At 63.9% G+C, this 17,407-nt stretch carries 14 protein-coding genes; 4 read left to right on the top strand and 10 right to left on the bottom strand.

Translation table 11 applies throughout. The features are described 5' to 3' along the window. Window positions 1-243 precede the first annotated feature (243 nt). Genes ptsP through ACF8E5_RS12570 form a run of 3 tightly spaced genes read left to right on the top strand, consistent with a single transcriptional unit; the run spans window position 244 to window position 5,774 of the window. Window positions 244-3,096: a phosphoenolpyruvate--protein phosphotransferase gene (gene ptsP, locus ACF8E5_RS12580; RefSeq protein WP_058639439.1), complete on the top strand. Its 2,853-nt coding sequence runs from the start codon at window positions 244-246 to the stop codon at window positions 3,094-3,096. Next, window positions 3,097-4,044, top strand: coding sequence for a 1-phosphofructokinase (gene pfkB / locus ACF8E5_RS12575; protein WP_392475369.1), 948 nt, complete (start codon window positions 3,097-3,099; stop codon window positions 4,042-4,044). It abuts the gene before it with no gap. After that, window positions 4,041-5,774: a PTS fructose-like transporter subunit IIB gene (locus tag ACF8E5_RS12570; protein WP_078479091.1), complete on the top strand. Its 1,734-nt coding sequence runs from the start codon at window positions 4,041-4,043 to the stop codon at window positions 5,772-5,774. Before pfkB ends, ACF8E5_RS12570 begins: the two co-directional genes overlap by 4 nt. 99 nt (window positions 5,775-5,873) lie before the next feature. On the opposite strand, the gene ACF8E5_RS12565 is transcribed toward ACF8E5_RS12570, so the two are convergent. Then, the gene (locus tag ACF8E5_RS12565; RefSeq protein WP_058639436.1) at window positions 5,874-6,098 is read right to left on the bottom strand and encodes a DUF3820 family protein; all 225 of its coding nucleotides are present in this window, start codon (window positions 6,096-6,098) and stop codon (window positions 5,874-5,876) included. A 197-nt stretch (window positions 6,099-6,295) separates the two neighbouring features. Between ACF8E5_RS12565 and ACF8E5_RS12560 the strand changes: the two genes are divergently transcribed. Further along, on the top strand, window positions 6,296-6,772 hold the full coding sequence (locus ACF8E5_RS12560) for a PA2169 family four-helix-bundle protein (protein ID WP_058639435.1): 477 nt from the start codon (window positions 6,296-6,298) through the stop codon (window positions 6,770-6,772). Here ACF8E5_RS12560 and ACF8E5_RS12555 read toward each other — a convergent pair. From ACF8E5_RS12555 to ACF8E5_RS12515, 9 genes are all read right to left on the bottom strand, one after another. Then, window positions 6,769-8,265 carry a diguanylate cyclase domain-containing protein gene (locus ACF8E5_RS12555; protein ID WP_196127446.1) on the bottom strand — a complete coding sequence of 499 codons (1,497 nt, stop codon included), beginning with the start codon at window positions 8,263-8,265 and terminating at the stop codon, window positions 6,769-6,771. The genes ACF8E5_RS12560 and ACF8E5_RS12555 overlap by 4 nt on opposite strands. A 137-nt stretch (window positions 8,266-8,402) precedes the next feature. Continuing rightward, window positions 8,403-9,737: an OprD family porin gene (locus ACF8E5_RS12550; protein ID WP_145257158.1), complete on the bottom strand. Its 1,335-nt coding sequence runs from the start codon at window positions 9,735-9,737 to the stop codon at window positions 8,403-8,405. A 195-nt stretch (window positions 9,738-9,932) separates the two neighbouring features. Further along, window positions 9,933-10,157, bottom strand: a complete 225-nt coding sequence (locus ACF8E5_RS12545) for a hypothetical protein (RefSeq protein WP_078479089.1) — start codon at window positions 10,155-10,157, stop codon at window positions 9,933-9,935. A gap of 341 nt (window positions 10,158-10,498) precedes the next feature. Beyond that, window positions 10,499-11,233, bottom strand: coding sequence for a YkgJ family cysteine cluster protein (locus tag ACF8E5_RS12540; RefSeq protein ID WP_392475368.1), 735 nt, complete (start codon window positions 11,231-11,233; stop codon window positions 10,499-10,501). Further along, on the bottom strand, window positions 11,230-11,541 hold the full coding sequence (locus ACF8E5_RS12535; RefSeq protein ID WP_058639430.1) for a hypothetical protein: 312 nt from the start codon (window positions 11,539-11,541) through the stop codon (window positions 11,230-11,232). Before ACF8E5_RS12535 ends, ACF8E5_RS12540 begins: the two co-directional genes overlap by 4 nt. Window positions 11,542-11,624: 83 nt before the next feature. Next, window positions 11,625-12,524 carry a chemotaxis protein gene (locus ACF8E5_RS12530; protein WP_145257151.1) on the bottom strand — a complete coding sequence of 300 codons (900 nt, stop codon included), beginning with the start codon at window positions 12,522-12,524 and terminating at the stop codon, window positions 11,625-11,627. Between the two features lie 72 nt (window positions 12,525-12,596). Then, a complete protein-coding gene (locus ACF8E5_RS12525) occupies window positions 12,597-13,781 on the bottom strand; it encodes an HlyD family type I secretion periplasmic adaptor subunit (protein WP_023534727.1) in 1,185 nt (394 codons plus the stop codon). Next, window positions 13,778-15,946: a type I secretion system permease/ATPase gene (locus ACF8E5_RS12520; RefSeq protein WP_392475367.1), complete on the bottom strand. Its 2,169-nt coding sequence runs from the start codon at window positions 15,944-15,946 to the stop codon at window positions 13,778-13,780. Before ACF8E5_RS12520 ends, ACF8E5_RS12525 begins: the two co-directional genes overlap by 4 nt. After that, window positions 15,943-17,379, bottom strand: a complete 1,437-nt coding sequence (locus ACF8E5_RS12515; protein WP_392475366.1) for a TolC family outer membrane protein — start codon at window positions 17,377-17,379, stop codon at window positions 15,943-15,945. Before ACF8E5_RS12515 ends, ACF8E5_RS12520 begins: the two co-directional genes overlap by 4 nt. Window positions 17,380-17,407: the final 28 nt, after the last annotated feature.

The following is a 17,407-nucleotide window of genomic DNA, read 5'->3' as shown; positions in this document are numbered from 1 at the left end:
ACCAGGCAGTTTGACCCTGATACCGCAGCGAGCGCAGGCGAGCATTGTCGCAATTGTCCGACAGGATGGGGCTTTTTCATCGGCAGATTATCGAGTAACGTGGCCGCCTGGTCAGATTAAACGTTTCAGCCTCCTGATTTTCTGCCTCTGCTGCCCACTGTGCAAGGCGGTTGAACTGGCCATTTCCGTGAATTTCACAACAATACTCCAGTACCCATCCGGGAACTGCAAAGGGAGAAGGTCATGCTTGAGCTCGCCAAGGAGCAGATAGCCATGGGCCAGACGGCCCCAGACAAGGCACATGCATTGCGCCTGCTGGCGGATCGCCTGGTCGCCGACGGACTGGTCGCCGAGGGCTACCTGCAAGGGTTGCAGGATCGCGAGGCGCAAGGTTCCACGTTCCTTGGCCAGGGCATCGCCATCCCCCACGGTACGCCGCAGACCCGCGACCTGGTGTACACCACGGGCGTGCGCCTGTTGCAGTTTCCCGAGGGTGTGGACTGGGGTGATGGGCAGATCGTGTACCTGGCCATTGGCATCGCCGCGCGCTCTGACGAGCACTTGCGCCTTCTGCAATTGCTGACCCGTGCCCTGGGCGAAACCGATCTGGCAGAAGCCCTGCGCCGTGCAGGCTCGGCCGAGGCCTTGCTCAAACTGCTGCAGGGTGCACCGCAGGCGCTGGCGCTCGATGCGCAATTGATCGCCCTGAACCTTCCGGCCGAAGACTTCGATGAGCTGGCCTGGCGCGGTGCGCGCCTGTTGCAGCGCGCCAACTGCGTGGACAGCGGCTTTGCCGCTGTGCTGCAGCAGGCAGAGCCGCTGCCGCTGGGAGAGGGTTTGTGGTGGCTGCACAGCGAACGCCAAGTTCGCCAGCCAGGCCTGGCCTTCGTCACCCCGGCACAACCTGTGCGTTATCGCGATCAACCGCTGACTGGCCTGTTCTGCCTGGCCAGCCTGGGGGCTGCCCACCAGGCATTGCTCGAACGGTTGTGCGAAGTGTTGATCGAAGGGCGCGGGCAGATGCTCTACCAGGCCACCAGCAGCCGCGCCGTGCTCGAAGTGCTCGGCGGCGAGGCGCCTGCCGACTGGCCGAGCGCACGCATCCTGCTGGCCAATGCCCACGGCCTGCATGCCCGCCCAGCCAAGGTGCTGGCGCAACTGGCCAAACGTTTCGAGGGCGACATTCGCGTGCGCGTGGTCGAGAGCGGTCAGCCTGGCGTCTCGGTGAAAAGCCTGAGCAAGCTGTTGAGCCTGGGCGCGCGCCGTGGCCAGGAGCTGGAACTGGTGGCCGAGCCCGCTATCGCCGCCGATGCCCTGCCTGCGTTACTGGCAGCCATCGAGCAAGGGCTGGGCGAGGAGGTGGAGGCACTGCCGCTTGTCCCAGAGGCCCCCGCGCAGCCAACCGTCGAAAAGGCGAAGGCGCCGGCGGCCGGCAGCCGCGTACAGGGTGTGGGCGCTGCCCCGGGTATCGCGTGCGGCCCTGCCCACGTCGTGACCGAGCGCACGTACGACTACCCGCTGCGCGGCGAGTCGTACGATCAGGAACGTCACAAGCTGACCCAGGCCGTGGCTACCGTCAGTGCCGATCTTCAGGTGCTGGTGCAGCGCAGCGACGCGGCCATCGGCGAGATTTTCGTCACCCATCAGGAAATGCTGGCCGACCCGGCTCTGACCGACGACGTCGAGCAGCGCCTGGCTCAGGGGGAGAGTGCCGCTGCCGCATGGGTGGCGGTGATCGAGTCAGCCGCCAGCCAGCAGGAAGCGCTGCATGACGCTTTGCTGGCCGAGCGGGCTGCCGACCTGCGCGACGTGGGCCGCCGCGTATTGGCCCAGCTGTGCGGGGTCCAGACGCAGAGCGAGCCTGACCAACCCTACGTACTGGTGATGAGCGAGGTCGGCCCCTCCGATGTCGCCAGGCTCGACCCGGCGCGGGTTGCCGGGATCGTCACGGCCCAGGGTGGCGCCACCGCGCACAGCGCCATTGTCGCCCGGGCGCTGGGTATCCCTGCCGTGGTCGGAGCCGGCGCCAGCGTGCTGCTAGTGGAAAACGGCACGCCGCTGCTGCTCGACGGCCAGCGCGGAGTGGTCAACGTCGCGCCGCCAGCCGATGAGCTGCAGCGTGCCTTGGCTGAGCGCGACCTGCGCGAGCAGCGCTTGCAAGCCGCGTGGGCCAACCGTTTCGACCCGGCCGTGACCCGTGATGGCCATGCCATCGAAGTGTTCGCCAACATCGGTGAAAGCAGCGGTATCGCCAAAGTGGTGGAGCAGGGGGCCGAAGGCGTCGGCCTGTTGCGCACCGAGCTGATCTTCATGGCCCATTCCCAGGCGCCAGATGTGGCCACCCAAGAGGCCGAGTACCGGCGCGTGCTCGATGGCCTGGACGGGCGCCCGCTGGTGGTGCGTACCCTGGACGTGGGCGGTGACAAGCCGCTGCCCTACTGGCCGATCGCCGCGGAAGAAAACCCCTTCCTCGGCGTGCGCGGCGTGCGCCTGACCCTGCAGCGCCCGCAGGTGATGGAAGACCAGCTGCGTGCTCTGCTGCGCGCCGCCGATCAACGCCCTTTGCGCATCATGTTCCCTATGGTCGGGCAGATGCACGAGTGGCGCGAGGCACGTGCGATGGTCGAGCGCCTGCGTATGGAGATTCCCGTGGCAGACCTGCAGGTGGGCATCATGGTCGAGGTGCCCTCGGCAGCCTTGTTAGCGCCACAACTGGCGCGCGAGGTGGACTTCTTCAGCATCGGCACCAATGACCTGACCCAATACACCCTGGCCATCGACCGTGGCCACCCCAGCCTGTCCGCCCAGGCCGATGGGCTGCATCCTGCGGTCCTCAGCCTGATCGACATGACAGTGCGCGCCGCCCACGCCCATGGCAAGTGGGTGGGGGTTTGCGGCGAACTGGCGGCTGACCCGCAGGCCGTCGCGGTGCTGCTGGGGCTTGAAGTGGACGAGCTGAGCGTGGCGTCGCGCAGCGTCGCCGAAGTCAAGGCCCTGGTGCGCCAGGCCGATTCCCGTACAGCCCGCGCCCTGGCGCGCGAGGCCTTGCAACAAGACAGTGCCGCCGCGGTTCGCGCGCTGGTGGAGCGTTATTGAATGGCCAAGATCCTGACCCTGACCCTTAACCCTGCCGTGGACATCACCATCGGGCTCGACAGCCTGCGCCCCGGTCACGTCAACCGCAGCCAGGCCCAGCACAGCCACGCAGCTGGCAAGGGCTTGAACGTCGCCCAGGTGCTGGCCGACCTGGGCCATACCGTGACCGTCAGTGGTTTTCTTGGGCAGGACAACCTGCAGGCATTCGAAGCGCTGATCGACTGGCGCGGCTTCTGCGATTGCTTCGTGCGCGTGCCTGGGGAAACCCGCAGCAACCTCAAGCTGGTCGAGGCCGATGGCCGCGTCACCGACATCAATGGCCTGGGCCCGGAAGTGGACGCGGCCGCCCGCGATGCCTTGCTGCGCCTGTTGCGCCAGGAAGCACCGGGGCATGACGCCGTGGTCGTTGCCGGGAGCCTGCCACGCGGAATTAGCCCTCAATGGTTTGGTGATTTGCTCGATGAGCTCAAGGCCATGGGCTTGAAAGTGGCGCTGGACACCAGCGGCCAGGCGCTGCGCGTCGGTCTGCAAAGCCTGCCCTGGCTGGTCAAGCCCAATACCGAAGAGTTGGGCGAAGCCCTGGGCACGCCCGTGGACGATGCCGATCAACAGCGACTGGCCGCCCGACAGCTACTGGATGAGGGCGTCGAGCACGTGGTGGTTTCGGCCGGCGAGCACGGGGTACGCTGGTTCGCCCATGATTTCACCCTGGCGGCGGTACCGCCCAAGGTGAAGGTGGCCAGCACGGTCGGTGCTGGGGACTCCCTCGTGGCCGGCATGCTCCACGGGCTGTTGCAGGGTGAAGCCGCATCGCGCACTTTGGCCCGTGCCACCGCCATCGCCGCACAGGCCGTCACCCAGGTGGGTTTCGGCATCAACGACCATGACCAGTTGGCCCGCCTGCAAGCCGCTGTGAGCCTGACAGAACAACAAGAGGGTTGCCAATGAACATTGTCATTCTCACTGCCTGCCCCAATGGCCAGGTATCGAGCGTGCTCAGCGCACGTCTGCTGGCGGCTGCGGCCCAGCGCCGTGGCTGGACCACCCAGGTCGAGGTGCAGGATGCCGAGCATCCCGAACGACAGCTCGACGCAGCGCAGATCGCCGACGCCGACTGGGTGCTGGTGGTCAGCACCGGCCCGGTGGACCTTACCCGCTTTGTAGGCAAGCGTGTGTACCAGAGCACGCCGTCCCAGGCTTTGGCTGACCGCGAAGGTTTTCTCGACGAAGCAGCTGCCAATGCGCAGCCGCTGATGGCCGTAGCCCCCGATGTCGACACCCGCGAGGAAGTGCGCATCGTTGCAGTCACTGCGTGCCCGACTGGCGTCGCCCATACCTTCATGGCGGCCGAAGCCCTGCAACAGGCCGCGCAACAGATGGGCTACCAGCTCACCGTTGAAACCCAGGGCTCGGTCGGGGCACGCAACCCGCTTTCGGCCCAAGCCATCGCAGCTGCCGACGTGGTGCTGCTGGCCGCTGACATCGAGGTGCCCGCAGCGCGCTTTGCGGGCAAGCGCATCTACCGCTGCGGCACTGGCATTGCGCTCAAGCAGGCCCGCGCCACCCTGGACAAGGCGCTGGCCGAAGCCAAGGTGGAGGAGGGTGGGACTGCTTCGGCCAGCGCTGCCGCCAGCAAGGGCGAAAAAACCGGCGTCTACAAGCACCTGCTGACCGGTGTCTCGTTCATGCTGCCCATGGTCGTGGCCGGGGGCCTGCTGATTGCCTTGTCGTTCGTGTTCGGTATCGAAGCCTACAAGCAAGCGGGGACGCTACCGGCTGCGCTGATGCAGATCGGCGGTGAAGCGGCCTTCAAGCTGATGGTGCCACTGCTGGCCGGCTATATCGCCTGGTCCATCGCCGATCGGCCAGGGTTGGCCCCAGGCATGATCGGCGGGCTGCTGGCCAGCACCCTGGGTGCCGGCTTCATCGGCGGCATCGTGGCGGGCTTTCTGGCCGGCTACAGCGCCAAAGCCATTGCCCGCTGGGCGAAGCTGCCCACCAGTCTGGAGGCGCTCAAGCCGATCCTGATCATTCCCTTGCTGGCCAGCCTGTTCACCGGTCTGGTGATGATCTATGTGGTGGGGCAGCCGGTGGCGGCCATGCTCGAAGGCCTTACGCGGTTTCTCGACAGCATGGGCACCACCAACGCGATCCTGCTGGGGCTGCTGCTTGGTGGCATGATGTGCGTCGACCTCGGCGGACCGATCAACAAGGCCGCTTATGCGTTCTCGGTAGGGTTGCTGGCGTCTTCGAGCTATGCCCCGATGGCTGCCACCATGGCCGCCGGCATGGTACCGCCGATTGGCCTGGGCTTGGCCACGTTCCTGGCCAGGCGCAAGTTTGCCCAGAGCGAGCGAGAGGCGGGCAAGGCGGCCTTGGCACTGGGGCTGTGCTTCATTTCCGAGGGGGCCATCCCATTCGCCGCCAAGGATCCGCTGCGAGTGATTCCGGCGAGCCTGGCAGGGGGCGCGCTGACTGGGGCCTTGTCCATGTACTTTGGTTGCAAACTCATGGCGCCCCATGGTGGACTGTTCGTCCTGTTGATCCCGAACGCCATCAACCATGCCGCGTTGTACCTGTTGGCGATTGTCGCAGGTAGCTTGTTGACGGCGGTGGTGTATGCGCTGATCAAGAAGAACGAAAACGTCGAGCTGATGGTGGCGCCGGCCAAGGGATAGAGGTGCTTAACGGCAAGCCTTTTCGGCTACGGATGCCGCTCTTAAGGGGCGGCGTCAGCCTGGCACAGTGCCGTTTACCGGCACGGTCGGCGAACCCGCTCAACACCCATGCTTGCGCCGCAATGGCACCAGCAGGTCACTCAGACCGTTATGGTCGACTTCATGCATCAAGGCCAGCAACTCCCCTAGCTCCCCTGTTGGAAAGCCCTTGCGCGCAAACCACGCCAGGTAATCGCCCGGCAGGTCGGCAATGATCCGACCTTGGTATTTGCCAAACGGCATACTGCGAGTCACTAACAGTTCAAGACTTTGCTGGTTGAACATTTTTCAGATCTGAACGTGAAAATGCCGACCATACGGCAATCTGCACGAGTACCCAAGCGCAATCATGCAGAATGCTGCTTTCCAAATAATATTTGATTTGGCTAAGTCATTGAAATATATGCATTTTATAAGATTGCTCAATTTGGCACGATCACTGCTCCTATCCAGATGACTATCACCTGCCAAGGAGTTTTGCCATGAGTGACGTTAACAAAGACGTTATCAACGTATTGAACGACCTGATCGAGTACAGCAAAGACGGCGAAAAGGGTTTCCGTGAATCGGCCGATGATGTCAAGAATCCTGAACTGAAAGCGTTCTTCGTTCAACGTGCTGGCGAGTGCGCGAACGCTGCTGCCGAACTGCAAAGCGAAGTACGTAGGCTTGGCGGGGATCCAGAGACATCTACCAGCATTACAGCTGATATCCATCGGGGATGGGTGAACTTCAAGTCCATGCTGACAGGTAAGAGCGAAGAGGCAGTGCTCAACGAAGTCGAGCGCGGTGAGGATCATGCGCTGAAGGCCTACAAAGAGGCCCGTGAGAAACTGGTGAAGCTGGGTCGTAGTGCAACAGACTCCACCTACACCCTGGTCGAGAAACAGCTGCAAGGCGTACAGCGCAACCATGACCAAGTAAAGGCGCTGCGTGATTCGGCCCGCGCCCGCTCTTAAGTGACCGGGCCTTCTACCCGGTTGCGGCCCTTGGCCTTGGCCCGGTAGAGCGCTTCATCCGCACCACCCAGCATGGCTGCTAGGCCCTGCTGGGTGTTTGCGTTGAAGCTGCCAATGCCGATGCTCACCGTGACCGGCTGGGTATCGTTACCGAAAGGAGCGAGTCGCTCGACGCTACGGCATATCCGTTCTGCCAGCAGCCGTGCACCTTGCGCGTCGGTTTCTGGCAGTACCACCTGAAATTCCTCCCCGCCATACCGAGCAGCCAGATCGGCCGGCCGACGGATGCAGGCCTCGATGGCCTTGGCCACCTCGCGCAGTGCGTGATCACCGCCCGCATGGCCGTGGCGCTGATTGAACGCCTTGAAATGGTCCACATCCACCATCAGCACCGTCAGTGGCTGGCGGGAACGCTGGGCACGTGCCCATTCATGGCGCAGCATTTGATCCAGGTGCCGGCGATTGGCCAGGCCGGTCAGGCTGTCGGTCGCGGCCAAGGACGCCAGGCGCTGTTCAGCCTGGTAACGGCGATGCAGCTCCCGGCCGAGCAGCCAGGTCAACCAGATGATCCCTGCACACAGCAGCCCGGTGGCGACGCTGACCAGCAGCGCCGTGCGGCGCCAGGACGCGAACACCTCGTCGGTGGCATGCACCACCAGCACGATCAGCGGCAGGTCGCCCACCCGTGCAAAGGTATACATGTGCTCGCTGTTATCCCCGGCTGAGGCCGCGACGAAGCTGCCACTTTGTTGCCCGAGTATTCGCTGGAAATTGGGCTTGCCGGCGTACTGGCTGCCCACAGATGGGTCGGACGGGCCCATGGGTTGGCGGGCCAGTAGCTGGCCTTCGACGTTGAACAGGTTCACGCTGCTGTTGGCACCGATATCCAGGCGTTTGAACAGATCGGTGACATAGCCAAGGCGCAGTGCGCCAGCCGCAATCCCGGCGAAATTGCCGTTCGGGTCGGTGATGCGCCGGCTGAAGCTGATGCACCAGTCCAGGTCGCCCAACCGGGCCTTGAACGGCGGCCCCACCAGCAGGGCGGTGTTTGGGTTGTGCAAGTGGGTCTGGAACACGCCCGTGTCCCGGAAGTTGGCCTTGCGCGGTACGCTGCTGGTCGAATCACCTACCACGTCACCATTGCTGTTCAGCCACAGTACGTCCCCGCGCTTGCGGTCGGCGAAGGTATCATCGAACAGCAGCCGTTGGCGCAGGGGGCCGGGTACCGAGGGCAGCTCCTTGCGGCCTACCGCCCAGATCAACCCTTGAAGGGCCTGATCATAAAGCTCGACATTGCGCAGGATGTCACTTTCGATCAATTGCACGATGTTGTTGGCCGAGCGTACGGCCGATTGCTCCACGCTCTCACGCTCGCGCATCAGCAAGTAGCTGACGATGGCCACGATGGCGAGCACGGCCAGGCAACTGCCCAGCACGAGAGCCAGTTCAGGGTGCGACCGGGAAGAGGCAAGGCGTAACGGTGAGGTAGGCATGGTCGCGACTGCTGGGGGCCATTTGCGGCGGCGACATTCTAGGCAAGAGGTGATTGTCGGACAAGTTCGCCCGACGGAATCACAGCGCGGCAGAGATCGCCCTGCCGCACGGATTAGCCAGTGTCTGTACCAAGCTGTCAGAACACGTTCAGAGGGTAGTCGACGATGACGCGCACTTCGTCGTTGTTGCTGTTGCCATCGATCGAGGCGTAGCCTTGGCCGCCGCGGTGCGTGGCGTAACGGACCAGCACCGAGAGGTCTTTGAGGTCGCCTTCCTGGAACACGTACTTGACGTCCAGGTCGCGTTCCCAATGCTGGGCCTGCTTGCCATCAGCCCGGTAGTAGTCGTAATGGCTGTTGTCCTGGGCAGCCTTGGTCAGGTCGGCCTTGCCCCGCGAGTACGACAGCGATGCGCTCAGGCCAGGCAGGTCGAGGCCGGCGAAGTCATACCCGTACTGAAGTTTCCAGGACCGCTCGTTCGGCGCATTGAAATCCGAATACATGCGCGAGTTGTCCAGGTAGACGCTGTCTCCGAGGTTGATGTAGTCGAACGGCGTATCGCCGTTAACCCGCTGATAGGCGGCGGTCACGGTATGAGCGCCTGCATTGAGGGTCAGGTGCAGGCTGTAGGTGTTGTTGTCGATGCTGCCCAGCAAGGCCCGGCCTGTGTCTTGCGTATGGTAGAAGTGAGCGCCAGGGTTGAGGCTGACCTGCTCGTTGACCACATAGGTGTAGTCGAAGTCGGCGTAGTACTGGTTCCAGATGTCCTTGAGTTCAGCCGCATACACGCTGGTCGTGATGTTGGGTGTACCGCTCCAGGCTGCGCCCGCCCAGCTCAGGTGCTTGCTCTTGCCGCGCTCATCCAGTGAGCCGTAGTAGGTGTCGATACGGCGATGGCCGCTTTGGTTGTAGGGCTTGGTGAAACTGACCTTGCCACCCTCAAGCAGCAGCCCTTCGACGCTGGTGTTGGTCAGGCTGATACCCCGGAACGTCTGCGGCAGCATGCGGGTTTCGCCACCGGCGATCACGGGGTTGGTCAGAAACAGATCACCGGCCTTGAACTCGGTGTCCAGCGCCTTGAGCTTGAGCGCCGCGCCTGCGGTGGAAAACGAATGCGGGGCTGCCCCCAGTTCACCGTCGCTTTTCACACGGGTCGGCAGGATGCTGGTGCCTGCATGACCACCACCACCGTCGAGCTTCACCCCTAGCATGGCGTGCGCGTCCAGACCGAAACCGACAGTGCCTGGTGTGTAACCGGATTCGAAGCGCGCCACTGCCCCTTGACCCCATTCCCGCGTATCGCGTGCACCGTGATTGTGGGTATCGCGGTTGAAATAAGCATTGCGCAAGTGCAGGTTCAACGACGATCCCTCGACAAAACCCTCGGCGTTGTCATCGGTGGCCTGAGCCGTGACGGGAATACTTGCACTGAGCGCAATGAAAAGCGGGGTGAAGCGAAACGCGAAAGACACCGGTATAGACTCCTTGATCGGTAGGCGGGGCAGTGCTTGTTATAAGGGATGGCCATGCTTGGCGCATGACACAACTGCCAGGAAAAAACACAGCGCATACGAAAAAAAGCCGCTGATAGGGCAGCGGCTTTTAGAGGCTAACATATTGAAACAGATGAATCCCATGGCGCCTGTTGAACGCGCCGAGGCGTAGGCTCAGCTGTCGGCGTCGGTATCGACAACCGCTTTGGACGCTGTCTGCGGCGAGCCTTTGACGGTGTCGGCATGCTGTGTGGCCACTGTTTCACGGGCCTCCTGATGGGCCGCTGCGAACTCGGCGTTGCGGGCCACGAATGCAGGCGACTCTTCGGCCATGGCCAGGGGGGACAACAACAGGGACGACAGGACGAACACGCTGGCAATACCCATACTGTTGGACATTTCTAACTACCTTCTTGCGGTGCAAGTACTAATGAGGACAGGGGTAAAGTTAGTCGTGTGGAGGCAGTTTAAACAGAGCGAAGTTGGATAAGCACTGTTGCGTAAAAGGTAAGTATCGGGGCTGGAATGGCGGGGATTTTCTTTGAAATGCCCGGTTTAGAGCCTTGTAGGGAACTAGTGAGAGCCGAGGTTCAGAGTGGGCGTTAGGGGGCTCACATTCAAACGGTTACTGGACGCGGACGGAGCGCACGCTTGCCTCGGCCAGAACGGCCACGAAGGTGGCAGCTGCAGGTGCTCAGCTTCGCAGCTCACATTGCCGGGGCCGCAAAGCGGCCCCGCCCCTAGAACCCGATAAACGCGTAATAAACTGGTGGCTGGTCAGTCACCTGTACCCCGTGCGCCTGTAACTGTGCCTGCAATGCCGCATCCTCGACATGCAGAGCCCAAGATCCCCAGATGTCCTGGGGCTGCTCTGCAAGCGCTGTGGCAAACGCCTGCATGTCAGGCAAGTAGGCAGTAAAGCCGTTGCCTTTAAGCGCGCTAGTCGTCATGCCCAGTGCATGGCAGACCGCCACCTTGGCCGCGATGTCCTCCCTGTCTGCCTGCCGAGAGGCCTGCACCAACGCCTGCAACTGGGCATCGACCAACTGCGTGCCGTGGATCAGGTCAGGCCCCTGTTGCCAGGCCTCAGGCGGGCAATCCTTGCTCTCGGGCCGCAAGGGGATGTGTGGGTTGATTTCAACCGGATAGATCCTGCACACCAGCGGGCGCTGGTCGTAAATGGCGCACAGGTCGTTGTCGGCCAGATAGCGGCAGCGGCCAGGGTTGAAGGCCGCGAAGGTTACCGACACCCGGATCTGGCCGTCGGCACTGGGTACGGCGTGAGAGCGCAACAGCACATGTTCGCGTTGCTCAGGAGGCATGCCAGGGCCGTCGACGACGAATGCCTCTATCAGCACGATTACCTGCCCACCGTCGCGGGCCCAGCGCTGCGACTCGACCAGGGTCAGGGGCACATGGTGGCCGCTGCAGCACTTGCCACAGCCGGTGCAGGCGAAACGCAGGCTATCGCTCACTTGGTTTGCGGGCTCCATTCACTTACATACGCCCGCTGCTGCTTGCGATCATACAGGCACAACTCGGTACCGGTCCGCTGCTTCATGTGCTTTTGCGGGTACACGCCTTCGATCAGCAGTGCGCTCATGCCGGACTGGTCGTCGAACTCGGCGGGCTTGCCGCGAGCATGGGCGTTCTTGAACTGGCTGGCAGCCAGGCAGGCCTTGAGCATCTGCTGACGGTGCTCGTTCCAGGCCTGGCTGCTGGAGGCCTGGACGAGGCCGCTGAACAGGGCGCAACTGATCAGGATGAGGCTGATACGTTTCATGCGTGGCTTCCTGCTGGTTGCGAGAGGGTCTGGAAGTATGCCCCAGTCAGTCCGAGGGGCAAACCCGCAGCCGTGCTGGCAGGTCAGCGCTCAGCGAAGACCACGGCCCGCGCCGCCACCACCAGGCAGTCGGTCAACTCGGGGGACGAGAACTTGGTCAAGATGGCGTTGGCCCCGGCCTGGGTCGCCTTTTCGCTGCTCATGGCGCTGTCCAGCGAGGTGTGCAGCAGCACGTACACGTGCTGAAAATCCGGGCTCTCGCGCAGGCTGCGGGTGAAGGCATAGCCGTCCATCTCGCTCATCTCGATGTCCGAGACGATGACATTGATCTCCTGCGCCGTGCCTTGCAGCTCCAGCAGAATGCCGATGGCGTCCTTGGCACTGCGGGCGGTACGGCACTCGATCCCCAGGTTGCGCAGGGTATGCACCGACTGTTGCAGGGCGACGTTGCTGTCGTCGACCACCAGGATGTTGGCGGCGGCCAGCAGGCTGGCGTCCTCGACGCTCAGGCCACTGGCGGTCGATTCGACGGGTGCCGGGGCGATGCCGTGAATGACCTTCTCGATGTCGAGCACCTGCACCAAGGTGTTGTCCACCCGGGTAACGCCGGTTATGAACGACTGTTTGCCCGCACCGTAAGGCGGCGGTTTGATGTCGGTGCTCAGGCAGTGCACGATGCGGCTGACCGCCTGCACGTGCAGGCCCTGGCGCGAGCGGCTGATCTCGGTGACGATCAAGCACCCTGCGTTGGGGTCGGCCAGCGGTCGCTCGCCAATGGCGCGGGACAAGTCGATCACCGACAGCGGGTGCCCGCGCAGGGTCGCTACGCCTTTGACATGGGGGTGGGACTCGGGAAGCTTGGTCAGCGCTGGGCACGGAATGATTTCGCTGACCTTGAGCAGGTTGATTGCCATCAGCTTGCCGCTGCGCAGGGTGAACAACAGCAGGGACAACGCGTCCGCGCGGGCATTTTGCTTGGCCATGGTGACCTTCGGTGGGGAACAGGGGATAACAGGTTATCGGCCTGTTCCGTCAAGGCTTTAGGGGCGCCTGCGCTAACGTTCGCGCAAGGCTTCCTTGGCACGGTTCAGGGGTTTGATGAGGTAGTCGAGTATGGTCTTCTCCCCGGTGCGAATATCCACCGTGGCGATCATCCCCGGCACGATCGCAAACTGCTTGCCGGCCTTGTTCTGCAGGCTGTCCTGTTCGGTGCGAATGAACACCCGGTAATAATAGATTTCAGGTTTGACCTCGTCCTGCAGGGTGTCCGGCGAAATCCCCACCACCTTGCCGTCCAAGCCGCCATACACCGAGTAGTCGTAGGCGCTGATTTTCACTTTCGCGGCCTGGTCGGGGTGAATGAAGGCAATGTCCCGTGGCGCGATGCGGGTTTCGATCAGCAGGCGTTCATCCATCGGTACGATCTTCATCACCTGGCCGCCGGGCTGCACTACACCGCCCAGGGTATTGACCTCGATGTCCTTGACGATGCCCCGCACAGGCGAGCGCAGGGTCAGGCGCGTCAATGAGTCGCTGCGGCCACGAATCACCTCCGACAGGCTGTCGGCCTCGGCACTGGCCTTGGCCAGCTCTTCCCTGGCTCGCACCAGGTACTCCGAGCGCGCCTCGGTGGCCTTGAGCTCCAGTTCCGAGCGTTGACGGTTCAGGCGGATGACCTCGACGCGGCTGGAGGCGCCCATCTTCGCCAGGTTTTCGGTGATCTTGAGCTCGCTGCGCACCAGCCGCAGCGAGTCCTCGATACCGGCCAATGTCTGCTCAAGGCCACGGCGGCGGGTGGTGTACAGCGCCGTTTCCGCCTCGATCAGCTCGGGCGACTCGCGCAGGCTGGCCGGGAATTTCAGCGGCTTGCCCGTGACCTCTGCCTGCAGCCGCGCCTGGCTGGCCTTGGCCGCGCGGTACTTGGCTTCGCTTTCGCCCACGCTCGATGATGTCTTGGTCGGGTCAAGCTGGGCCAGGACCTGGCCGCGCTCGACAAGGTCACCTTCGGCCACGCTCATCTGCGCGACGATGCCTCCTTCGAACGACTGGATGACCTGTTCGCGGGAGCTGGGGATGACCTTGCCCGTGCCGGTGGACACCTCGGTCACCTCGAACCAGGCAGCCCAAGCCAGGAATGCCGCCAGCATCACCGCGCACAGGGTGATCAGGCGCCCGGCCCGAAACACCGCCTGGTCATCCTGACCATCGAGATAAGAGGCGGGAAGTTCATGGTTGCTCATGCCTGCGCTCCTTGCAGTTTGGCCAACGCGGCGTCGCGCGCGTCGTCGATCACGATACGGCCGCCGTCGAGCACCAGGATGCGGTCCACCCGTTGCAGCACGCTCAACCGGTGGGTGGCTATCACCAGGGTGCGGCCCTGGCAGAAGCGGTCCAGGTTATCCAACAACCGGCGCTCGGTAATGTCATCGAGCGAAGCAGTAGGTTCGTCCAGCAGCAGCACCTGCGGCTGGCGCACCAGCAACCGCGACAGCACCAGCGCCTGGCGCTGCCCACCGGACAGGCCCAGGCCGCCTTCGAGGATCAGGTGATCCATGCCTTTGGGCAGGCGACGCACGAAATCCAGCGCACCGGTGGCCGACAGCGCCGCCACCAGCTCCTGATCGCTGGCCTGGCCGGCGCCCAGGGTCAGGTTCTCGCGCAAGGTGCCGTGGAACAGCCTGGCGTACTGGGCCAGCAAGCCTACGTCACGGCGCAGGTCGGCCGGGTCCAGGTGCGCCATGGCGATACCGTCCAGGCTCACCTCGCCCTGCATCAGGTCCATGCTGCCGGCCAGCGCCTGCAGCAACGTCGACTTGCCAGCGCCGTTGCGGCCAAGCACGGCAATGCGCTCACCCGGACGAATGTCCAGCTGCGCGATGTTGAGCACAGGCGGCGCTTCTTCGCTGTAGCGGAAGGTGGCCTGGCGTAAGCGGTATTCACCGCGCAGGGCAGGCATGTGCACCCGTGCCTCGCCTTCAGGATGGTCTACTGGCGATTGCATCAGCTTGTCCAGCCCTTGCAGGGCCACCTTGGCCTGCTGCCATCGAGTCAGGACATGGGTCAGTTGGGCCAACGGCGCCATCATGCGCGAGGCCAGCATGGAGGCGGCCACCAGGCTGCCGGTGGTCAGGTCACCGGCGATCACCATGGGCGCACCGATCACGATGACCACGGCGAACACGGCCCCTTGCACATTCTGCGTCCAGGCCACCAGCCCGTTGGTGAGGGTGCGCAGGCGCAGGTTGGTGTGGGCGCAGGCGGCGTTGTACTGGTTCCATTGCCGCTCGAAACGCGCTTCGGCTTGCAGGGCCTTGATCTCGTCCAGGCCTTGGATGCTCTCGACCAGCATGGCGTTGCGCAACGAGGACTCGCGCATCGAGGCATTGGCTAACCGTGCCAGGCGCCGCTGCGCGAGCAAGCCCGGCACCACCATCGCCACCAGGGCTACGATCGGCACGAACACCAGCACGCCGCCGATCAGCCAGAACACGAACAGGAACAGCAGGAAGAAGGGCAGGTCGGCCAGTGCCGTCGCAGTGCTGGAGGTGATCAGGTCGCGGATGGACTCCAGCTCGCGCAACTGCGAAATGAACGAGCCGGTGGACTTGGGCCGCACCGAGTTGCGCAGGCGCAGGGCGTGGCCGTAGACCAGGTCGCTGACGCGCAGGTCGGCTCGCTTGCCCAACAGGTCGGTAACCTTGAGCCGCAGCAGGCGCATGCTGAAGTCGAACACCAGCGCCAGCACCACGCCGCCAAACAGCACATACAAGGTTGGCAGCGATTCGGCCGGAATCACGCGGTCGTAGACCTGCATCGAGAACAGCACCCCGGCCAGCGCCAGAACGTTGGCGACCAGCGAGGCGATCATCACTTGCCCATAAGGGCGCAGGTCGCGCAGCACGATGCGAGCGAACCAGTGACGGTCGTACGGGGCGGTGTAGTCATCGGTGCGCACATCGCGCAGTGGCCGTGCAGGGCGCAGCAGTGCAACGCGGGTGATCCTGCCTTGCAGCGCATCGCGGGGCAGGCGCGAGGTCAGCCCTTGATCGCCTGCGAAGACCACCGCCAGGTCATCCTCCTGGGTCACCGACTCGACCACGGCCAATTGGCCGTCATCAAGCTCCAGCACCAGCGGCGTGCGCCATTGCCGCAAGCCTTTTGCGTCGAAACGCACAAAGCGCAAGGCCAGGCCGGCCTGGCGTGCCATGTGGCGCAGGATTTCGTCCAGGGGCCGGGCATCCTCATCGGCGGCCAGGCGGATGCGCTGGGGGGACACGTCCAGACGATAATGGTGCGCGACCTGCAGCATCACCTCCAGCCAAGGGCCGAGGTCAGCCCGCGCGCTGGTGGCAGGTGCCGGGATGTGGGCCTGTTCGGGCAGTGTCACATTGACCGGATCGCTCATGGCTGAATCTCCACACCTTGCAGGTTACGCCCCTCGAGGCCGAAGGCCGCCCGCAGGGCGCCCGTGTTGTAGAGGCAGTCCACGTCCAGGCGCAGCAGGTCGGAACGGGTGCCGGCCAGTTCGAAGCGCGACTGGTAAATTTCCTGCTCGGCATTGAGTAAGTCGAGCAGGGGGCGCGTGCCCAGGTCCAGGTACTGGCGGCCGTAAAGCATCCGCGCTTCCTGAATGCTGTCCTGGCGGGCCTCGAGCGAGTTCAAGCGGCGGCCCAGCCCCGCTGTTTGCGCGGTGGCCTCGGCCAGGCCGCGGCGGGCCTGCAAGCGCGCGGCATCCTCGGCCGAATCGGCGGCCGTCAGGGCATAGCCCGCCGCGCGACTGCGGGCACTGATGGAGCCGCCCTGGTAGATCGGCACCTCCACGTTGAGGTAGATACCGGCCTGGGTACGGTCCAGGCGTGAGTTGTCACGGTTGTAGTCATTGTCCAGGTAGTGGTTGACCTGGGGCTGCAACGACACGGTAGGGTAGGCCTCGGCCTTGGCCTGGGCCAGTTCGGCCTGGCCCTGGGCACGTTGGGCAAGCGCCATCAGTACCGCTGGCAGGCGCTCGTCGCCCTGGCTCGGCCGCTTGCAGGCCTGGGCCAGTTCCCGAGGCGTTCGTTCGTCCAGGGAGACCGGCGTGGCGCGTCCGAGCAAGGCCGCCAGGGTCGAGCGCCAGCGCTCGTATTGGGCACTGTATTCTTCCAGCACGGCGCGGGCGCTTTGTACCCGCGACTCGGCCTGGACCACGTCGGAGCGGGTACTGGCGCCCATGTCACTGCGCTGGCGGGCCATGCTGGCAATGTCGCCTACCCCACGGATCTGGTCACGGGCAATGCCGATCAGCTGCTCATAGCGGCGCGTTTCGATCCAGGCGTAGGCCGTGTCGCGGGCCAGGTCATCGACCACCAGCAGGATATTGGCCTGGGCCCGGGCGGCTGCGGCCTGGGCAGCGCTGACCGCATGATCGACCTTGCCGAAGTCGTACAGCATCTGCTTGAGCGACAGGTTGATGGCCTGGCTGCTGCGGTCACCGCCGTAGCCGGTGTCATAACCGGTACGCAGGCCGCCGGAAATCTGCGGGTAATAACCTGCGCGGGCGACATTGATACCTTCGCCTTGCTTGTACAGGTTGCCGATGGCCTCGGCGATGCTCGGGTGCCATTGCGCGGCTTGCAACACGGCCTCGGACAGCCCCAAGGGCTGCGCGCCGGCGACCGGGGCCATGCCCACGACGGGCCTTGCCGGTACCGCGTCAGGCGCGTCCCTGAGCAGGGACGGCCCGATCTGGCGTAATGCAGGGTCTATGTCATCGGCGGCCTGGGCCACCGGTTGAAAGTTCAAGGCCAGGAGCCCGAAGGCTCCCAGCAACCACGGTGACAGCGTACTGCTTGGCTTCACAGAGTGTCCTTACTGCTGGTCATCGTCC

The organism is Pseudomonas sp. WSY_20, assembly GCF_043104335.1.
Lineage (GTDB): Bacteria > Pseudomonadota > Gammaproteobacteria > Pseudomonadales > Pseudomonadaceae > Aquipseudomonas > Aquipseudomonas parafulva_B.
The sequence above is the reverse complement of the archived record's forward strand: the minus strand, read 5'-3'. Positions and strand labels throughout refer to the sequence as shown.